Genomic DNA, 19,448 nt, shown 5'->3' on the forward strand with positions numbered 1-19,448 from the left:
GCCTGTTTATAATCCTCAAAATTAACTATAATCTTATAATCACCAACAACAAATCATCAATTACTTGTAAATAGGACCATAATTCTGGCAAGCTCTATAGTCTGCACCTTCCTTATCCATTCCGAATGCATTCCATGCAGCAGGACGGAAAATCTTATCATCATCGACATTATGCATACATACAGGGATACGGAGAATTGAAGCCAAAGTAATCAGATCCTGACCGATATGACCATAACTGATGGCTCCATGGTTTGCTCCCCAGTTATTCATTACAGAATATACATCCTTGAAAGCAGGTTTGTCGCACAAGCGTGGCACGAACCATGTAGTAGGCCATGTGCGGTCAGTACGTTCGTCAAGAAGTTTATGTATTTCAGGATCAATTTCCACAGTCCAACCTTCGGCAATCTGAAGCACAGGGCCAAGACCTTTCACCAAGTTAAGACGGCTCATAGTGACAGGCATACCGCCTTTTGAAAGGAAGTTTGAAGAGAAACCGCCGCCACGGAAATAATCTCTGTTAGCAGGATACCATGTAGTAGCTTCAAGACATTTTTCAACTTCAGCATCTGTAATTTCCCAAGCCGGTTTCATTGTAGGATTTCCTTCAGCATCTGTCTGCTGGCCAGTTCCGTCAAGAGTAGTTGCACCTGAATTGATAAGGTGTATGATACCGTTCTTTGCCAAACCTGTAAGTTCTTTTCCTGTCACACGCTTAACTGCTTCAGGACTCCAGTATGTACGAACATCAGAGAAGATCTGTGCACGGTTTGTCAACAAGTGACCGAATAGCATAGCTACACCGTTGCATGCATCGTTTTCTGTTGCCACAACAAATGCCTCACGAATACCGTTCCAGTCGAATGATGTATTAAGCAATGCTTCTGAATAGTCACCGTTTGGATAGAAGTCAGTCCACTGACGCTGTCCCTGGAAACCTGCAGCTATTGCATTATGTCCTAGGGCTTCTTCCTTGAATCCCATTTCCTTCAGTTTAGGATTACCTGTCATAAGATCGCGCATGATGATAGTCATCTTGACGATAAATTCCCAATCAGCATCCTTTTCTTCACGAGTCTTTTTCTTTGCATCTACATTGAAATCATTGCCTTCGTTCTTCTTGCAATATTTTTCTGTCCATGCCATAGCCTTGGCAAATTCTTCCTTATCATATATGCCTTCAGTCATACGACGGATAATTTCAGTCAAGTCAACAGACTCATTACGCATTCCAAGGTATTCCTGGAAGAAATCCGGATTTACGATAGAACCTGCAATACCCATTGACACACTACCCATAGAAAGATATGACTTGCCGCGCATTGTAGCCACAGCCTGTGCCGCACGAGCAAAACGAAGTATCTTTTCCGCTACATCAGCAGGGATTGTATTATCTTCAATATCCTGTACATCGTGACCATAGATACCGAATGCAGGCAAACCTTTCTGTGCATGACCAGCAAGTACAGCAGCCAGATAAACGGCTCCCGGTCTTTCAGTTCCGTTAAATCCCCAAACAGCCTTTGGATAATAAGGATTCATATCCATTGTTTCAGCTCCATAACACCAGCAAGAAGTCACGGTGATAGTGGCACCTACACCTTCACGTTCGAATTTTTCTGCGCAAGCTGCACTTTCAGCCACACGTCCTATAGTAGAATCAGCAATTACACATTCAACAGGACTTCCGTCTCCATTTTTCAGATTAGAAGAAATAAGTTCTGCCACTGCTTTGGCAAGATTCATAGTCTTTTCTTCAAGGCTTTCGCGGACACCACCCTGACGTCCATCGATTGTGGGACGAATCCCGATTTTCGGATAATTTTTCATTGTTTCGATAGTTTATAAAGTTTGTATTTAATATTTTTACTTACATATTCCGGCATGTCACAACTATGCTGAACTATGCTGATTTATCTGTATTAATAAAGGAACTACTGTAAATGAATAAAACTGAAATCATACCGAATTACGTAAATGCACCTCAGTATGGAGATAAGTCCTGACTGCCTCACCCGTAAGTATAAATTTTGCAGCCTGCTTTCCCATCTCATCCCAGTTTACACTCAAAGCAGTGATTCCGTCATCTATAACTTCGTATGCGGGCGTATCATTATATGCAATAATACCAAAGTCGCGTCCGCACTTCATCCCTTTTTCCCTACTTCTCTTTATTATATTCACAACATCTGTCTGACGAATAACTATATAAGCCACGCCATTCTCCACATATGTGATGTCCTCCTGTTCGGATATTTCAGAAACCATGTCATTATCATGACAGTACTGCCTGAAGCTGTCAGCCGAGACTCTAGGATGTTTTGAATCAGCCGGAAACTGGAATACTATCTTACGGTATTTCTTCAGCCTGTCAGTAAGTTTGGTAAGAGCATTATAGAACTCATCATCAAAATTCTGGCATATATAGGAATAATTCTCCTTCTCGAATTTTCCGAAGTCAAGAAGCAACAGACGTGAAGGGTTTATCTTATTGAACAAAGGTGAGAATTTCTCATTGTCAAAATTCATCACCACATAATAATTGTAACGACCTATAGCTTCATGCAATATAGTATTGAATATGTGTTCATTATATTGATGAAACCACAAATCTACCTTATATGACGTAGAAAGTTTTCTTACGAAACTATTATACAGCGTATTTTTAAAAGGTGAATACTCATCAAGAAGAAGAAATATTTTCTCCTGGCGATTGGTCACATAATATCCCTTACCGGGAGTAGAATCGATAAGTTTCCTCTCACGTAAATCAGAAAACGCCTTAAAAACAGTATCGCGCGACACATTGTAAGCCTTGCTAAGATAATTTATGGAAGGCAGACTGGTGTCTGTCTTGTATTTCCCCATCATGATATCCTGTTCTATGATATCAGACAGTTGCTTAACCTTTGTGGACTGTTGTCCGAAACTTACTTTATCTTTCATATGCAAAGCATTAACTGTGCTGAACTGTTCTGACGCAAAGAAATGAATTTTATTCTTCACAACCAAAAGAATACTATATGTTTAAAAACACCATAATACATTTTTCACCAAACAAAAAGCTTATTTTTCAAGCGTGCGCACGTTCCACTTAAAGCGTGCGTCCATTCGAATCTAAGCGTGCGCACATTTTCCCTTAAATGTGCGCACGTTTTTTTAACAGATATTTACTTCCAAAATTCATAAATATGTAATGAAATTTTCAACATTGAACAGACAACACATATTTAATGAAAAGTCAAATTTGCACAACTCGGAAAAAATCATTTATATTGCATTAGTTTTTTAATATCAGACAAAATGAATAACGATATAAACAAAGAAATTGCATTGCTGCTTCAAAACATCGGGGTAGAAAAAAATGACATTAATTGGGGGACACAGCTAACAATATTTGCCGCAATAATCATTATAACTTATGCCTGCACAAAACTGTTCAGACATATTATAATACCATTGATACAAAAAATTACAGCACGCACAAAAGCTAAATGGGACGACTATCTGTTCAACACCGAAATGATGAAGGCATTCAGCCGAATGATCCCGCCTATAATTCTTTATGTGCTTCTTCCATTTGCTTTCGGCAAATCGCCTCAATTACTCAATTTCTCGCTTAAGGTATGCCTTATATACCTGGATATAGTAAGTATCCTTCTTATTGGAACATTCCTGAACTCTCTTTACAATATATCCAGCGAGCACGAAAAACTGAGAAACCGTCCTCTGAAGGGTATATACCAGATGATAAAACTAATCACCATCACCATTGGTATAATAATACTGATAAGTATCCTCATGGATCAGGACCCTACGAGCATACTTGCCGGACTTGGTGCATCGGCCGCTGTACTTATGTTGATATTCAAAGACAGTATCCTGGGGCTTGTGGCTGGCGTGCAACTCTCGGCAAACGACATGCTGCGTCCGGGTGACTGGATTACTATGACCAAATATGGAGCCGACGGATACGTGATAGAAGTTTCGCTTACTACTGTCAAGGTGCAAAACTTCGACAAGACAATAACCACCATTCCACCATACGCACTGGTGAGCGATTCATTCCAGAACTGGAGGGGAATGCGCGAAACAGGAGGAAGAAGAATAAAACGTTCCGTTAACATAGATATGAACACCGTACATTTCTGTACGCCTGACGAGATTCAAAGTTTCATAGATAAAGGATTGGTGGACAAGAAGACTGACATAAATGAGAAAACCGTAAATCTTGCAATCTTCAGAAATTATATTCTGAACTATCTGAACAATCATCCTAAAGTGAACAAAGACCTGATGATAATGGTACGCCAGATGCAACCGACATCCGAAGGTATGCCTCTGGAGATATACTGCTTCTCAGATACACCTGACTGGATTCCTTACGAAGCTCTGCAATCGGAAATTTTCGAACATGTAATGGCTATGGTTCAGGAATTCAACCTGCGTATATTCCAGCGCCCGGCCGGTACAGACTTCAAGTCATAATAAGGTACAGAAACATTAATCCCCGACAGTTTGACGAAAACAGACTGCCGGGGATTAATGTTTTTATTATACCACTACAAGTGCAATAAACTGTATGAATAATATCAGGAACACCATCGCTATAGGGTAAACCGTTGCATATGCTACTCCAGGAATATTACTATCCGTCATAGAATCGGCTGCAGCAAGACCAGGCGTACTGGTCATACCACCGGTGATGGTTCCAAGCAGATCAAGCATACTAATCTTGAAGACCAGACGGCCTACTATCGCCGCTACCAGCATAGGAACAATAGTAATCAAAGCACCTACACCGAAAAGCAGGAATCCGCTTTCCTGGAATGTAGAGACAAGATTCTTTCCTGCCGATGTACCAACCTCAGCAAGGAACAACAACAATCCCAACTGGCGTAAAAGCTGGTTTGCCGGACCGGACATAGACCAAAGAATAGGCCCAGTCTTTCCTATTGCACTAAGGAAAAGAGCCATCATCAATACCCCTCCTGTAAGTCCCGGAGAGAACGACATTCCGCTTCCGAACGAGATATTGAGTTTACCGAACAATACACCAAGAACAATACCCATAGCTATAGGGAAGAAATCTGTGTCCGACAAACGTTTCTCATCATTACCCAACAGACGACCTACAGCCTGGACACCATCCTGCTCGCCTACCACCATCAGTTTGTCACCAAACTTCAATGCCAGTTCAGGCGAAGGTGAAAGGTCGATACCGCTTCGGCGGATACGTGTAACAGTACATCCGAAGTTTTTCTGAAGATTGAGGTCGCCCAGCTGCTTGTTTATCATATCCTTCTTTGTCAGCAACAAAGATTCTATCACCTGAGTATTTATCAATGGCAACTCACCTTCCTCACGTTCGCCAAGCATTATCCCAAGATTACTCAAAGATTCCTCGCTACCTACAGCCTGGACTATGTCACCTTTGTTTACAACAACAGAAGCAGTAGGAATCACTATCTCATCACCAATTTTCAGACGCGAAACTACGGCACCTGTAATGGCACGGATATTAAGTTGTGCCAGAGTATGCCCGCATATAGCTTCGTTTGTCACATGGAATATACATGTTTTAAGTTCAGGGAACTGTCCGCGACGCTCCTTCTCAAGACGCTTTGCTTCCTCATCCAAATCCACACGAAGAAGCTTTGGTAAAAGTTTCACAAAAAGAATCACACCAATAACTCCAAACGGATATGCTATACCGTATGCAATTGAGGCCAATGGTGACTGAGTGCTGTCAATAGCAACTGCTAGACCTGGTGTACTGGTAAGAGCTCCTGCCACAAGTCCAACAACGCTTGGCGTATCTATTCCGAAAGCATATTTCAGCCCTATGGCCGTGAGACATGCCGACGCAATGATAAGCACTGTAATAAGAATTAGAGTCTTGCCCTTGGTACGGAAAGAATCAAAGAATCCTGGACCGGCCTGAATACCGATTGTAAAGATAAACAACACTAACCCGAAGTTTCCAAGTTCCTTTGGAATTGAAACTCCCCAATGGCCGAAAGCCAGGGCAATAAAGATCACGGCTGATACATCCAGAGATAATCCCTTTATCTTGATGCGTCCAAGCATAAAGCCTAGGGCAACAATCAGGAATACAGAGAAATAAGACGATTGTAATAAGTCGTTAAACATAAAAATTAAATTGTGATTAATAAGTACGCAAATATAAACAAAACCTAATGACTTACAAAGTGAAAACACCGTTTTCGACTTATAACCATTAGGTTCTGCAAATATTATATCAAGTTAATAATTAACGACTTATACTATATGTCAAACTAAACTCTCTATATACTCGTTAAGTTTCTTATAGAAAGGATGTTTCGTCAGTGTTGCAACATCTCCCAAAATGATTAGTTTCATCCTTGCACGTGTTATCGCCACATTCATTCGTCGCAAGTCATTGAGGAAGCCAATCTGTCCTTCCTCATTGGCTCTTACAAGACTTATGAGTATTACATCACGCTCCTGTCCCTGAAAACCATCTACGGTATTGACAGTAATAAACTGACGATACGGCTTGAACCATGCATCCTTGCGTATCAGCTGACGGAGATACTGCACCTGTGCCTTGTATGGAGAAATCACTCCCACATCTATACGCTCGTCAAGGAAACGTTCGCGCCCTATCTTCTCTATATATTCCTTCAGTTTTCCCACGGAGAGTTCAGCTTCCTGCTTGTTTATACGGCCATAATTCTCGCCTATAAACTCTTCGTTGCAGTCCATTCCCTCTGTATTTACCCATTCTATCGGGGTATCGAAATCAAGGATACTGCGATATTTCACTTCGGGAGCCGACTGCAACATTCCGCCATAGAACCAGTCGGAAGAGAAACGCATTATCTCATTGTTCATTCTGTACTGCACCTTCAGAAGAGAGACAGCCTGCGGCTTATTTGCCACTATGCTTTGCATCAGTGTATGTCCCAATCCTCCACGTAATGCCACAGGGCTTTTCACTGTAGGAGGAAGCTGGCAATGATCGCCAGCCAATATCACACGGTCAGCCTTGGCAATAGGAATCCAGCATGCTGCCTCCAATGCCTGGGCAGCCTCATCAATAAACAATGTACCGAACTTATGACCTATTAGTACACGGTTCGCACTGCTCACCAATGTACAGGATATGACTCTCGCCTCGGCAAACAAAGATTCGTTTATCCTTATCTCCAACTCAGTGGCACGGTCTTTCAGAGAATTAATCTTCAGTCTGATGCTCTCCCTGTCGGCACCTTTACGGTTTGCTGAATACAATTCGCGGATAGCCTTTCTTATGCTCCACAGCTGTGAATAATCCGGATGCGACTCAAATTTCCTTTCGTATGTAAACGAAAGCATCTTATCATTCACACGCGAAGGATTTCCTATTCTCAATACACTTACACCCCTATCGACAAGCTTTTCGCTTATCCAATCGACAGCCATATTACTCTGCGCACATACCATCACCTGGTTTTCACGGTGAAGCGTTTCGTATATAGCTTCTACAAGAGTAGTAGTTTTTCCTGTTCCCGGAGGCCCGTGTACAATAGCCACATCCTTGGCATGAAGTACCTTGTTGACTGCCTCTTCCTGAGTGCGGTTAAGCCATGGAAATCTAATAGGACTGAAAGAGAACTCCGATACAGGCTGCTGTCCGTGGAAGATATCACGCAACTCGGCAAGACGGTTGTTCTTTGCACCTATCACGCGGTTCAATGCTTCAAACATCAGCCGATAGGAAGTTTCGTCAAAATACAGCTGCACTCCAAGCACGTCATATCTCTGCAAGGCGATCATGGCATCCGGTCCGGGAAGTATCACTACCATACGGTCTTCGTCCACATAATTCACCGTTGCAACGAAATTCATATATGTCAGTCGCCCGCTGGCATCCTGAGTAAAGAAACATACAGGACGGCCATACTCAAAAAGGTGCTCTATCTCCTTGTCCTCAGTACGGAATATCTCCACCACAAACTGATTGAGAGCATTATAGTAACTTCTTCCCACAGATATAGGATACCAGCACATACCACGCTTCACCTTACGCCCTATACCCATCACTTCCGTCTGCTGACGGAACTGTTCTTTTTCATACTCATATTCCGCCTTAAGCAATTCATAATGATGCTGAAGATAAAGCACCGGAGACACTATATTCGACTTTTCCTTCATTAACCGATTCTTATTATTTAGATGAAGATTCTTCCTTTAGCATTTCAGCGCGCGACTTACTCTGAGTGACAAGATATACACCTGCAAAAATTGATATTGCAGCAATTGCCTTTACCCATCCGAACGATGACATACCCATCAGTATTGCCACGCTAGAGCCTACTACCGGCTGCATATAGTTATACATGCTGACCACAGTAGGACGAAGTGTCTTCTGGCCTACAAGCATAAGAATATATGCAAAATATGTTCCGAAAAGTATCACATATCCTACCTGCATCCATACCTCCATTGGTATCTCGGCAAACTGCATCTCCGAGAAATCCCTGTACGAAAAAGGAATAAAACATATTGCTGCATAGCTGAACATCCATTTCATCAGAGTAAACACACTGTATTTGGATATAAGTTTCTTGAATATTGTAAGATAGCAAGCAAAGCTTATCTGTGCAGTTACACACAATACATCGCCCAACACACTTCCCTCCGTCTCGCTGCCACCGGCATTACTGAGGATAAGAGCCAAAGCACCGACAGATCCTAAAAGAATGCCACCGACTTTAAGCGGAGTTACAGGCTCTTTAAGGAAGATGGCAGCCAGTATCATTGTCACGATAGGCATGGTGGTAGTCATGATGGAAGCATCCACCGGAGAGGTTAGCGACAAACCGAAAGTGTAACATCCCTGATTGCATACGATACCAAGCATTGACGCAAAAAACAATAACATAAGATCGCGGGGCGGAACTTCTTCTTTCCTGACAAACAATGATGTTATCCAGAAACATACCGCACCACCTATCATACGCATATTGGCAAGTGCCAGTCCGGAAATACCGGCCTCCATAGCAGCCTTACCTATAGGTGCCATAAGTCCCCACATACTGGCAGCGAACAAAAGGGCCAGATGGGCTTTAAGATTAGAACTCTTCATATCTTTTATACCTTAAAATTATTTTGTTGTGCAAAGTTACAAGATATTTGAAAAATTGGCAGATGACGGTTGATTAATTCAAAGAGATTGATTAAATTTGTTGGATAAGAACGATAAAAGACAAAGAAATGAAGAAACAAGCCGAGTTCATAAAGCGTATTGTCATAAAAGGCCTCTGGGGCAGAAAAGACATTGCATGGGATTTGAGAAAAGATGTCAATATCCTTAGTGGAGTGAACGGTATTGGAAAAAGTTCCATACTAAACAGTTCCGTGAGAAGACTGAACGAGAACAATGAAGTACAGCTCACAAACGGGATAAAGGATATAGTGACATTCACATTCAGTCCGGAGGATGCAGATTTTATACCTTTCGACGTTATCCGCAGTTTCGACCGTCCGCTTATAGACTTCGGACTGCTGAAAAAGATCGGTGATCAGGATGTACGTACGGAACTGGACTGGCAACTTTACCAACTGCAGCGACGCTATCTGGACTATCAGGTAAATATAGGCAACAGGATAATTGAACTGCTGACAAGCGGAGATCCCGAGAAACAGATGATGGCAGCCGAAATATCTAAGCCCAAAACAAAATTCCAGGATCTGATAGACGAACTGTTTGCCGAAACAGGAAAGAAGATAAACCGCAAAAGCAATGAAATTCTCATCGAACAGGATGGAGACATTCTCACTCCTTACAAACTTTCGTCGGGAGAAAAACAGATGCTGGTCATTCTGCTGACAGTACTTGTACAGGACAATGCCCACTGTGCGCTGTTTATGGACGAGCCTGAGATTTCACTCCACATAGAATGGCAACAAAGGCTCATAACACTCATCAGAAGTCTTAATCCTAACGTACAGATTATCCTGACAACACATTCTCCGGCACTCATCATGAACGGATGGGTAGATGCAGTGACCGAAGTGAGCGACATTACTACTAATTAAAAAAACAGGGACTATGGGAAAACGACTTACGGAAAACCTTTCATCATTATATATAGGTGCGGCCAACAATCTGAAGCCGAAACATGCAAAAAGGAAGATTGTGGCGTATGTGGAGAGCTATGACGACATATCGTTCTGGCGTGCCCTACTCTCTGAGTATGAAAACGACAAGGTTTATTTCGAAGTCATGCTTCCATCACAAAGCTCGCTTGCCAAGGGGAAAAAGACCGTACTCATGAACCAGTTGGGAAAACAACTTGGTGAAAACATGATAGCGTGCGTAGATAGTGACTACGACTACCTTCTGCAAGGACGTACCAACACATCGCGCTACATGATAGAATGTCCGTATATACTGCAGACATATGCCTATGCCATAGAGAATTTCCACTGCTATGCCGAAGGTCTGCATGATGTATGCGTTACAGCTACACTGAACGACCATAAGCTGATAGATTTTCCTGCATTCATGAAGGCATACTCTGAGATAGCATGGCCTCTTTTTATATGGTCGGTATGGTTTTACAGAAGACATATTCTTGCCGAATTCTCACTACTTGATTTCTGTTCGTACGTAAAACTGGATCAGGTAAGTACACGCTATCCTGAACGCAGCCTTGAACATATGGCAAAAAAAGTAGAGAAAAAGCTTCATGATCTTGAGCGCAGGCATCCTGAAGCCAGACAGGAAATAGAAGATTTAAAAAGAGAGTTACCCACACTTGGAGTAACTTCCGACAGCACATATATGTTTATACAGGGACATCATATAATGGACAACGTTGTCCTCCGCCTTCTTATTCCTGTATGTACAGTACTAAGGAGAGAGCGTGAACAACAAATCCATGACCTTGCCCTACATAGCCTACAGCTTCATAACGAACTGACGAACTATCAACGTTCACAAATTGGTGTGGAAGTGGTGATACACAAAAATGTCAACTACAAGAATTCACCGCTATATGCCAAAATTCGTGCCGATGTTGAAAAGCTTTTGAAAAGGATTTGAAAAGACTTTATAAAAAAATCGTTTCAATTGGTATAACACATACGTGTTACGCCAATTATCTTTAAGAACTTCTACAATTATCCTTTTATACGAGATAATATCTTTGGGAACTGCCATGCAAACAAGGCAGTACAGCACACAGCAGCCGTCGCATCCGAAATCGCTTCGGCAGCGAATATTCCTTCCACTCCCCAGAAATGAGGCAATATCAAGGCTAAAGGAACGAGAAGGATAACCTTTCTCAACAAGGCTATGAAAATGGAAATCTTAGCCTGCCCCAAAGCTACGAACATGTTCTGACATGCACGCTGCAGACCGAAAATAGACATTCCGGCAAGGAACAGAGGCATGACATGCGACACTGTTTCTATCAGAACCTCATCTTCTGTAAATACCGATGCCACCAGGTGAGGACATAGTATCATAAAGAGTATCAGCAGAAAGTTGAAACCGAACATGAATGTTACAACTATCCTGAAACATTGCTTCACACGGTCCTTGTTGGCATGACCGTAGTTATAGCTCACCACCGGGATAAATCCCTGGGCAAAACCGACGAGCGGCACACTGGCAAACTGCATGGCACTCTGCATTATAGCAAGGGCACTGACATATATGTCGCCAAAATGTTTCAGACTTCCATTAAGTACAAAACCTACAAGGCTTTCAGTACTAGCCATAATAAACGGTGATACACCAAGAGCTACAACAGAAAGAACTATATTCTTCTGAAGTCTCATGTACCTTCGTTCAAGCGGAAGGGATGCCGAACGGGAAGTAAGGAAACGCAATACACAGATGGCACTCACGGCTTGCGAAAGGACTGTCGCTATTGCGGCTCCCTTTACCCCCATATCAAAAGTGAAAATGAATATAGGGTCTAGAATGATATTCAGCAATGCACCTATCACCACCGACCACATGGCTATGGCAGGCCTTCCCTGTGAGTTTATGAATGTGTTAAGCCCTGTGGATATCTCTACGAATAGCGTACCAAGCAGATATACAGAAAGATAATCTTCGGCAAACGGCAGTGTCCTTTCAGATGCTCCGGTGAGCAGAAGAATAGGCTCCATAAAGATGTATGCTATCAGCGAGGTGATGATAGTGAAAAGAATAAGCATCACAAAACCGTTTCCCAATATGCGTCCGGCTCTCTCGCGGTCGCCCTGACCTAAAGCCATGGCTGCAAGCGGAGCTCCACCGGCTCCCACTATCGACGAAAACGATGATATGAGTATTACTATAGAGGTAGTGACGCCTACCCCGGCAAGAGCCTCTGTTCCTATACCGGGGATGTGTCCTATATAAATTCTGTCAACTATATTATAAAGCAGATTGACAAACTGGGCAGCTACGGCAGGCAGTGCCATACGGAACACCAAAGGCAGCATTTTGTCCGTGCCCAGTCTTTCTTCATAACGATTGTTCATTACATCAAACTTTCCAGATTTAGTTCAGTCTTTTTCCTGTAGCCGGAGCTTGTGAATACAGCGACCGGACAACCTTCCTCATCGGTGATACGCACTTCGATGAAAGGTACCTTTGCATGATTGAATGTCTCCACAGCCTCGGCATATACATATCCGCTGCTTACTGCACGCAGGAAAGTAATGTTGGCATTAAGCGAAAGAGTAAGCAGATTGCGACTGTTTGCCACTGCCGCAAAAGCCAAGTCGGCAAGTGTGAACAAGGCTCCTCCCTGACACACTCCTCCGCCATTAAGATGTTTATCCGTCACTAGCATGCGTGCCTTGGCATAACCTTCGCGCACTTCAAGCAGTTCCACTCCCGTCTCAGCAGCGAAGCGGTCGTGCGAAAGCATATCTTTTAGAGTTTTCATAAGTTTGAGTTTACAAGCTCTTAAAATACTAACAACTAAGAACTAACAACTATTATTTAATTATCACCATCGTAGCGCCATAACCATATTCGCGGAACGAAGCATCCTGACTAAGACATGTTCTGTACTTACGTTTAAGCTCTTCAAGCAACGCCTTGCGCAGAACGCCGTCGCCCTTTCCGTGGATGAACACTATCTTCTGTCCGGTATTTCTCTTGTATTCCTCCATCGTCTTGCGGAATACATCAAGCTGGTAATTCAGCATTTCCGCATTGCCCATACCTGTTGTATCATCTAGAAGTGCATCTATATGAAGATCTATTTCAATAATTCCATTTTTGATTTTCTTCTCTTCCTTGCGCAATACTTTCTTTGGGACGTTGTTTTCTTCTCCTTTTGACAGGATGGCATTCTTTATATCATCAGCATTAACATATACCTGTTTTGCTTCTTCGTCATCTTTAACTACATCATAAATCAATGCCGGTTCGTTGAAGAACTCGTTTTCCTGGAATGTATGCAGCTTATAGAACTTCACAGTATCAATTCTTATTTCTGTAGAAACCGCATTTTTGAGCAGGAAAGTACGGTCGTCTTTATATGCAATAATCTGTACAGCGACGTGCTCCATCTCGTTAAGATCTTTCTTGTCGAATTCCTCAAGCGCCTGTTTCATATTAGGCTTGACAGTACCGCGACTTCTCAATGTCCAGCTCTTTCCTTCGGCAGAAAGATAAATATAATCGATGAAATAGTTACTGTCGTTCACAAGGTATGCATCGAAACCTGTAGTTGTAATAGCCTTTATATCATGCGGAACAAAAGCCAGATATACATTAAGCACATCGTTTCCTCTAATTTCAGGCGCACGATACGTGATCGGTCTGTCATCTTCTTCCTCTTCTTCATCCTCTACAGGCGCCTGCTGAGGTTTTGAAACTGACTTCATTGGAATATTATAATCATCGGTTTGAATAACAACACATTCCTTAATCAACATAGGAATTTCGAAACCGTCTTCTCCTTCTACCAAGGCTATATCCTTGCCTTGAAAACCTCTTACGATGCCGCCTCCCACTTCGCTGAGGAAACGCACTTTATCTCCTATTTTCATATTCTTTCAGTATTATAGTTCAAGCAAAAGTAGTTACTTTTAAGCAGATACGAAAGTTTTTTATACTTTTGCAGAAAATATTGAACAAACTACACAGATGGAAGAAACAAAACACATAAAGATAAGCGATTACAACTATCCACTTCCGGACGAAAGAATAGCAAAATTCCCGCTGAAAGAACGCGACAGTTCCAAACTACTGGTTTACAATCACGGCGAAATTGAGGAAAGAGTCTTCACTTCACTGCCGGAATATATCGAACCGGGCTCACTGATGATTTTCAACAATACAAAGGTTATTCAGGCAAGACTGCACTTCAGAAAAGAGACAGGCGCACTGATAGAAATATTCTGTCTTGAACCAATAAAGCCAAACGATTACGTGCTGAACTTCCAGCAAACAGAACACTCGGCATGGCTCTGCATGGTGGGTAATCTGAAGAAGTGGAAAGAAGGTCCGCTGCACAGAGAAATGACAGTGAAGGGCAAACCTCTGACACTGACTGCCACTCGCGGTGAATGTCACGGAACAAGCCACTGGATAGACTTCAGTTGGGATAACAGCGAAGTGACTTTTGCTGATATCCTTGAAGTGTTCGGAGAACTTCCTATCCCTCCATACCTGAACCGCGAGACACAGGAAAGCGACAAGGAAACTTACCAGACTGTGTATTCAAAGATAAAAGGTTCTGTCGCAGCACCTACAGCCGGACTGCATTTCACAGAGAGAGTGCTCGACACACTAAGGAACAAGGGTGTTGATTTGGAAGAAGTTACTCTGCACGTGGGAGCCGGTACTTTCCGACCGGTAAAAAGTGAGGAAATAGCAGGACACGATATGCACACGGAATATATCTCTGTAAACAGACAGACTATTGAGAAACTTCTGAGACATGGCGGTGAAACCACAGCTGTAGGAACTACATCAGTAAGAACAATAGAAAGTCTGTATTATATAGGAGTAATCTTAGAGTCAAAACCTGAAGCATCGCAAGAGGAACTGCACGTTAAACAATGGATGCCATATGAGAATGAGACTAATCTCACTCCAATACAGGCTCTACAGAATATTCTTGACTATATGGACAGAAACCACATAGATGCGCTACATACAAGTACTCAGATCATCATAGCTCCCGGGTATGAATATAAGATAGTGAAACGTATGGTAACTAACTTCCATCAGCCGCAAAGCACTCTGTTGCTTTTAGTTTCGGCATTTGTGAAAGGCGACTGGAGAAAGATTTACGACTATGCGTTGTCGCACGACTTCCGGTTCCTGAGTTACGGCGATTCGTCGCTACTGATTCCGTGATAGTGTTGTTAATTCTTAGTTGTTAGTTTTTAGATATTAGATATATGAAAGATAATAGCGAAGAAATGTTCCCTGTAGTAGATGAAGACGGGAACATCCTGTCTGCAGCTACAAGGGGTGAGTGTCATAGCGGTAGTAAACTGCTGCACCCGGTGGTACATCTGCATGTTTTCAACAGCCGTGGAGAACTGTATCTCCAGAAACGTCCGGAATGGAAGGACATACAGCCGGGGAAATGGGATACAGCAGTGGGAGGACATATTGATTTGGGAGAAAGTGTGGAAATGGCCCTAAAACGTGAAGTAAAGGAAGAACTCGGTATTGAAGATTTCACTTCTGAACTCATAACACATTACGTATTTGAATCATCACGTGAGAAAGAGCTTGTTTTTGCACACAAGACTGTATATGACGGAGAAATACATCCATCCGAAGAACTGGACGGAGGCCGTTTCTGGAGTATTGAGGAAATTAAGGCAAACATGGGAAAAGAGGTTTTCACTCCTAATTTCGAAAGTGAATTCAAGAGACTTGGATTTTAATCCAATATCCATATAATTTAAATGGCGTTTAAACAGTATTTAAAAGCTGTTTAAACGCCATTTGACATATTATGACTAATACATTTATCCAAACATCTTGCTTACCCTTTCTATTCCGGCAACAAGAGCATCGACTTCTTCTTTAGTGTTGTATAATCCGAATGAAGCTCGCACTGTTCCCTCTATTCCCAAACGACGCATAAGAGGTTCGGCACAATGATGTCCGGTGCGGACTGCTATTCCGAGACGGTCGAGCAATGTTCCCATATCGAAATGATGGATATCTCCAACAAGGAATGAAATAACTCCTCCCTTATGTTCCGCCTCACCAAAGATACGCATACCAGGGATTTCTTTCATACGCTGCATGGCATACACAGTAAGTTCATGTTCATGAGCTGCAATATTATCAATTCCTATGGCAGAGACATAATCCAATGCTTTTGCCATTGCAGTAGAACCTACATAATCTGGCGTTCCGGCTTCGAACTTGAAAGGCAGTTCGTTGAATGTTGTTCCTTCGAAACTTACATTCTTTATCATCTCTCCGCCACCCTGATAAGGAGGCATCTTATCAAGAAGATCTTCCTTGCCATAAAGTACTCCAATACCGGTAGGACCATAAATCTTATGTGCACTGAACACATAGAAATCGGCATCAATATCCTGTACATCCACCTTCATATGCGGAATACCCTGTGCTCCGTCTATCAGCAGCGGAACATTGTGGGCATGAGCTATTGCTGCAATCTGCTTCACCGGATTTATTGTTCCGAGAACATTTGATACATGAGCCACGGAAACAAGCTTTGTACGTGGAGTAAACAGTTTTTCGTACTCATCAATCAGCAATTCGCCACGGTCGTTCATAGGAATAACTTTCAGAACAATCCCCTTACGGAGTGCCTGAATCTGCCATGAAACAATGTTGCTGTGATGCTCCATCACCGAAACTATCACTTCATCTCCTTCTTTCATGAAGGCATCAGTGAAAGATGAAGCTACGAGATTTATACTCTCGGTTGTTCCGCGAGTAAAGATTATCTCCGACGTGCTGCGCGCATTTATAAATTTACGCACAGTTTCGCGCGATGCCTCATGTAAATTTGTTGCCTGCTGTGAAAGGAAATGAACACCGCGGTGTACATTGGCATTTACAGAATAATACTCATCGACAATTGCATCTACCACACACTTTGGTTTCTGTGTGGTAGCACCATTGTCCAAGTATATCAACGGCTTGCCATATACTGTTCTTAACAGTATCGGGAAGTCTTCTCTTATTTTCTGAATATCGTACATTTTTTGCTAATTAAGAATTAACAATGAAAAATTAATAATTAGGAGCCAACTGACAACAAAAGGATGAAATCATCAACTCGATATTAATTCTTAATTATTAATTTTTATTTGAACTACATATCGCACATCCCTGACACTTGTTCAGTTCGCCACGGAATCGTTTCTCAACAAGAAGATGCAAACGGTCTTTTAGTGCCTCCATACGAATCTTGTCGATAACTTCATTTACGAATGCAAACATCAACAACAGACGTGCTTCCTTTAGGCTGATACCACGCTGCTGCATATAGAACAATGCGTTTTCGTCAAGCTGTCCTACGGTAGCCCCGTGAGAACATTTCACGTCGTCAGCATAAATCTCAAGCTGTGGCTGTGTAAACATACGTGCTTCGCGGGTTGCACATATATTACTGTTTGTCTGCTGTGAATTTGTACGCTGGGCACCTTCACGAACAAGCACTTTACCTGCAAATGCACCTACAGCCTGATCGTCAAGTACATACTTGAAGAGTTCAGTACTTGTACAGTCAGAAGCCTTATGATCGATGAATGTATTGTTATCTACCTGCTCGTTCTTGTCGGCAATTGCCATTCCGCAAAGGGTGATTTCCGCACCCTTACCTGCAAGGGTTACTTCTGATGTATTACGTGTCGTTCCGTTATGAAGTGTCATACCGTTAAGCAATACATTGCTGTTCGCTTCCTGATGTACATACAGATTGCTGAAACGTACAGTAGAGTTATGAGTTTCCTCGAGTTCGTACAAATCGAAATAGGCATTCTCGCCTACAAAGATTTCCACAACCTGTGTTGAAAGGAAATTCACATCGTCCATTGCATGGTCGCAAACCAACAGTTTGGCCTGTGCACCGTCTTCAAGGACTATAACTACACGGCGGTTTACCATGAAGTTTACATCAGCACGAAGAATATTGACCAACTGTATAGGTCTATCCAATACTACATTCTTAGGAACATACATGAACACACCATCCTGTGCAAACATTGTGTTGAATGCAGTAACACTGTCTTTAGATGTGTCAGCCAACTGTGAATAGTATTTCTTCACCAGTTCAGGATTTTCCTTTGCCACATCTTTCAGGCTTCCGAAGATAACTCCGGCTGGAAGCTGTGCGGCAGGATTGTCGTGTGTATCGAATGTATCGTTAACCACGAAATAAAGCGAAGTGCTCATATTCGGAACATCGCACTTGAACACTTCATACGGATTTACCGGTATCTCCAGGCGGTTAAGGTTCAATCCGTAGTCCGGTGCAAAAAACTTTGCGACATCCGTATATTTGTACTTTTCAACCTTCTGTGAAGGAAATCCTGCTGCCTCAAAATCGGCAAATGCCTTGGCACGCGGAGCGTTAAGCACATCTGAGCTGTGGCGGCATATCATGGCTTCACATTGGGTGAAAAGGTCTATATATTGTTGTTCTGCTTTCATGTTTTTTTCGTCTCTTTACTCTCCCAATTCTTTCTTAATCCAGTCATAACCCTTCTCTTCGAGTTCGAGTGCAAGTTCAGGACCTGCAGTCTTCACGATACGTCCTTTGTAAAGAACGTGTACGATGTCTGGTTTGATATAGTCCAACAGACGCTGGTAGTGGGTAATAACGATACAGCTTGTTTCAGGAGTCTTGAGTTTGTTCACACCTTCTGCCACGATACGCAAAGCGTCGATGTCAAGACCTGAGTCTGTTTCGTCAAGGATGCTCAATTTTGGTTCGAGCATTGCCATCTGGAAGATTTCGTTACGTTTCTTTTCACCGCCAGAGAATCCTTCGTTTACAGAACGGTTGGCAAGCTTGCTGTCAAGCTCAACGATTTCACGTTTCTGTCTCATCAGTTTCAAGAATTCACTTGCAGTAAGTGCAGGCAGACCTTTGTATTTACGCTGCTCGTTAACTGCGGCACGCATAAAGTTTACCATGCTTACTCCAGGAATCTCTACAGGATACTGGAATGATAGGAACAATCCTTCGTGGCTGCGGTCTTCAGGCTTAAGACTAAGCAGGTCTTTGCCAAGGAATGTAACAGAACCTTTTGTTACTTCGTATGCAGGATGTCCGACAAGCACATTACTCAATGTACTTTTACCAGAGCCGTTAGGTCCCATTATGGCATGAACTTCACCCGGCTTTACAGTAAGGTTAATACCTTTCAATATCTCTTTGCCGTTAATATTGGCATGTAAGTCTTTTATCTCTAACATATGTATATAAGTTTTGAGTTGTTAGTTTTTA

Annotated in this window: 16 protein-coding genes; 5 read left to right on the plus strand and 11 right to left on the minus strand. The window is 42.4% G+C overall.

Annotated elements, in window-relative coordinates; all coding sequences use genetic code 11:
• Positions 1–60: 60 nt before the first annotated feature.
• Together fucI and NW213_RS08065 are read right to left on the minus strand one after the other, a co-directional pair.
• On the minus strand, positions 61–1,833 hold the full coding sequence (fucI, locus tag NW213_RS08060; protein ID WP_204393208.1) for an L-fucose isomerase: 1,773 nt from the start codon (positions 1,831–1,833) through the stop codon (positions 61–63).
• A gap of 129 nt (positions 1,834–1,962) precedes the next feature.
• Positions 1,963–2,949: a GntR family transcriptional regulator gene (locus NW213_RS08065; RefSeq protein WP_258322451.1), complete on the minus strand. Its 987-nt coding sequence runs from the start codon at positions 2,947–2,949 to the stop codon at positions 1,963–1,965.
• 357 nt (positions 2,950–3,306) lie between these two features.
• Between NW213_RS08065 and NW213_RS08070 the strand changes: the two genes are divergently transcribed.
• Positions 3,307–4,491, plus strand: coding sequence for a mechanosensitive ion channel family protein (locus tag NW213_RS08070; protein WP_258322427.1), 1,185 nt, complete (start codon positions 3,307–3,309; stop codon positions 4,489–4,491).
• A 66-nt stretch (positions 4,492–4,557) separates the two neighbouring features.
• Here NW213_RS08070 and NW213_RS08075 read toward each other — a convergent pair whose 3' ends face one another.
• The 3 genes from NW213_RS08075 to NW213_RS08085 form a co-directional block, all read right to left on the minus strand.
• The gene (locus NW213_RS08075; protein WP_154044150.1) at positions 4,558–6,156 is read right to left on the minus strand and encodes an aspartate:alanine exchanger family transporter; all 1,599 of its coding nucleotides are present in this window, start codon (positions 6,154–6,156) and stop codon (positions 4,558–4,560) included.
• 141 nt (positions 6,157–6,297) lie between these two features.
• Positions 6,298–8,184, minus strand: coding sequence for an AAA domain-containing protein (locus NW213_RS08080; protein WP_258322428.1), 1,887 nt, complete (start codon positions 8,182–8,184; stop codon positions 6,298–6,300).
• A 13-nt stretch (positions 8,185–8,197) separates the two neighbouring features.
• The gene (locus NW213_RS08085) at positions 8,198–9,118 is read right to left on the minus strand and encodes a DMT family transporter (protein WP_235340797.1); all 921 of its coding nucleotides are present in this window, start codon (positions 9,116–9,118) and stop codon (positions 8,198–8,200) included.
• Between the two features lie 128 nt (positions 9,119–9,246).
• On the opposite strand from NW213_RS08085, the gene NW213_RS08090 reads away from it, so the two are divergent.
• Positions 9,247–10,071 (plus strand): ATP-binding protein, encoded by an 825-nt coding sequence (locus NW213_RS08090; protein ID WP_258322429.1) that lies wholly within the window; start codon positions 9,247–9,249, stop codon positions 10,069–10,071.
• A gap of 13 nt (positions 10,072–10,084) precedes the next feature.
• Positions 10,085–11,080: a DUF4435 domain-containing protein gene (locus tag NW213_RS08095; RefSeq protein ID WP_258322430.1), complete on the plus strand. Its 996-nt coding sequence runs from the start codon at positions 10,085–10,087 to the stop codon at positions 11,078–11,080.
• Positions 11,081–11,157: 77 nt separating this feature from the next.
• Here NW213_RS08095 and NW213_RS08100 read toward each other — a convergent pair whose 3' ends face one another.
• The 3 genes from NW213_RS08100 to NW213_RS08110 are packed head-to-tail and all read right to left on the minus strand — an operon-like array spanning position 11,158 to position 14,037.
• Positions 11,158–12,513 carry an MATE family efflux transporter gene (locus tag NW213_RS08100; protein ID WP_258322431.1) on the minus strand — a complete coding sequence of 452 codons (1,356 nt, stop codon included), beginning with the start codon at positions 12,511–12,513 and terminating at the stop codon, positions 11,158–11,160.
• On the minus strand, positions 12,513–12,923 hold the full coding sequence (locus NW213_RS08105) for a PaaI family thioesterase (RefSeq protein ID WP_258322432.1): 411 nt from the start codon (positions 12,921–12,923) through the stop codon (positions 12,513–12,515). Before NW213_RS08105 ends, NW213_RS08100 begins: the two co-directional genes overlap by 1 nt.
• A 52-nt stretch (positions 12,924–12,975) precedes the next feature.
• Positions 12,976–14,037 (minus strand): DUF2027 domain-containing protein, encoded by a 1,062-nt coding sequence (locus tag NW213_RS08110; RefSeq protein ID WP_154045117.1) that lies wholly within the window; start codon positions 14,035–14,037, stop codon positions 12,976–12,978.
• A 97-nt stretch (positions 14,038–14,134) separates the two neighbouring features.
• On the opposite strand from NW213_RS08110, the gene NW213_RS08115 reads away from it, so the two are divergent.
• The gene (locus NW213_RS08115) at positions 14,135–15,352 is read left to right on the plus strand and encodes an S-adenosylmethionine:tRNA ribosyltransferase-isomerase (RefSeq protein WP_258322433.1); all 1,218 of its coding nucleotides are present in this window, start codon (positions 14,135–14,137) and stop codon (positions 15,350–15,352) included.
• A gap of 44 nt (positions 15,353–15,396) precedes the next feature.
• Positions 15,397–15,894 carry an NUDIX domain-containing protein gene (locus NW213_RS08120; RefSeq protein WP_258322434.1) on the plus strand — a complete coding sequence of 166 codons (498 nt, stop codon included), beginning with the start codon at positions 15,397–15,399 and terminating at the stop codon, positions 15,892–15,894.
• 84 nt (positions 15,895–15,978) lie between these two features.
• Here NW213_RS08120 and NW213_RS08125 read toward each other — a convergent pair whose 3' ends face one another.
• From NW213_RS08125 to sufC, 3 genes are all read right to left on the minus strand, one after another.
• Complete coding sequence (locus NW213_RS08125; protein ID WP_258322435.1) at positions 15,979–17,196, minus strand: aminotransferase class V-fold PLP-dependent enzyme; 1,218 nt, start codon at positions 17,194–17,196, stop codon at positions 15,979–15,981.
• 97 nt (positions 17,197–17,293) lie between these two features.
• Positions 17,294–18,649 (minus strand): Fe-S cluster assembly protein SufD, encoded by a 1,356-nt coding sequence (sufD, locus tag NW213_RS08130; RefSeq protein ID WP_258322436.1) that lies wholly within the window; start codon positions 18,647–18,649, stop codon positions 17,294–17,296.
• Positions 18,650–18,664: 15 nt separating this feature from the next.
• Positions 18,665–19,417 (minus strand): Fe-S cluster assembly ATPase SufC, encoded by a 753-nt coding sequence (sufC, locus tag NW213_RS08135; RefSeq protein WP_154045122.1) that lies wholly within the window; start codon positions 19,415–19,417, stop codon positions 18,665–18,667.
• Positions 19,418–19,448: the final 31 nt, after the last annotated feature.

This window comes from Bacteroides sp. ET336, assembly GCF_024733815.1.
Classification (GTDB): domain Bacteria; phylum Bacteroidota; class Bacteroidia; order Bacteroidales; family Bacteroidaceae; genus Phocaeicola; species Phocaeicola cellulolyticus.